The following is a 1,047-nucleotide window of genomic DNA, read 5'->3' on the forward strand; positions in this document are numbered from 1 at the left end:
ATCGTGCCGTTAATCTGATCCATACCCAGCTTTGACGAAGAAGTTGGAGCATTCGTCGGGTTGATAGAGGTGACATATGTCGCCGATGGCATCGATGAGTGTGTCGAAGGTGCGTGCCGCGGCCTTGCGCAGATGAGCCTTGAGCTTGGCAAAGGCCATTTCGATCGGATTCAGATCGGACGAGTATTGCGGCAGGAAGAGTATCCATGCACCGCGTGCCCGCACGACGGCTTCGGCCCTGGCGCTTTTGTGAACGGACAGATTGTCGAGGATCACGATATCGCCTGGCGCCAGCGTGGGCGCGAGCTGTGTCTCGACGTAGGTATTGAAGGCATCCCGATCCATCGCGCCGGGGATCACCCAAGGGGCCGTCAGGCGATCGTGACGCAAGCCGGCGATGAAGGTCTGGGTACCCCATTTGCCAAAGGGTGCGCTCGCCTTGAGACGCGTTCCCCGCCTTGCTCGGCCACGCAGGCGGGTCATTTTGGTATTCACCGAAGTCTCGTCGATGAACACCAGCCGTCCTGGATGGCGACGCATATAGGGCTGCCGGTGATTGACCCAGACCCTGCGCCGTTCGGCTACATCAGCGCGTGCGCATTCCGATGCCATCAGCTGTTTTTTTATATGTGAATCCCGCCCGGCACAGAAGTTTCGAGAGCGAGGCCCAGGCGGCCGTCATGCCCCGCTCGGCGTGTAGTCGCGCTGCCAATTCCGGCATCGTAATGTCGGGTTTGGCCTCAACGACAGCGATCAGATAATCCAGCTGTTCCGCTAACGGCCCTTTGCCCGCCGGGCGACCCTGCTTGCGAGGCTTGGGGCTACCCTCCTTCGCCGCCCGAGCCGTCCAGCGGATCGCCGAGCTCACACTCACCGAAAAACGCTCCGCCGCAGCGCGCCGAGAACTACCTGCCGCTACCGCTGCAACCACCCGAAATCGCAAATCTTCCGATCGACATATCCCCATGATCCACCTCCAACGAGGTTGAATCACAAACTTCTCCGCTTGGGAATCAATCGATTCACAAAATCAGCGCGACGCTCTAG

1 protein-coding gene is annotated in these 1,047 nt (G+C 59.7%); it reads right to left on the reverse strand.

Going from position 1 to position 1,047, the window contains the following annotated elements; all coding sequences use genetic code 11:
- Positions 1 to 9: 9 nt before the first annotated feature.
- A protein-coding gene (locus BLS13_RS20200) for an IS630 family transposase (RefSeq protein WP_218123337.1) occupies positions 10 to 967 on the reverse strand; the annotation gives its coding sequence in 2 pieces (ribosomal slippage) (positions 10 to 615 and positions 617 to 967; 957 coding nt in all).
- Positions 968 to 1,047 lie beyond the last annotated feature (80 nt).

The organism is Sphingomonas sp. YR710 (assembly GCF_900101455.1).
Taxonomy (GTDB): domain Bacteria; phylum Pseudomonadota; class Alphaproteobacteria; order Sphingomonadales; family Sphingomonadaceae; genus Rhizorhabdus.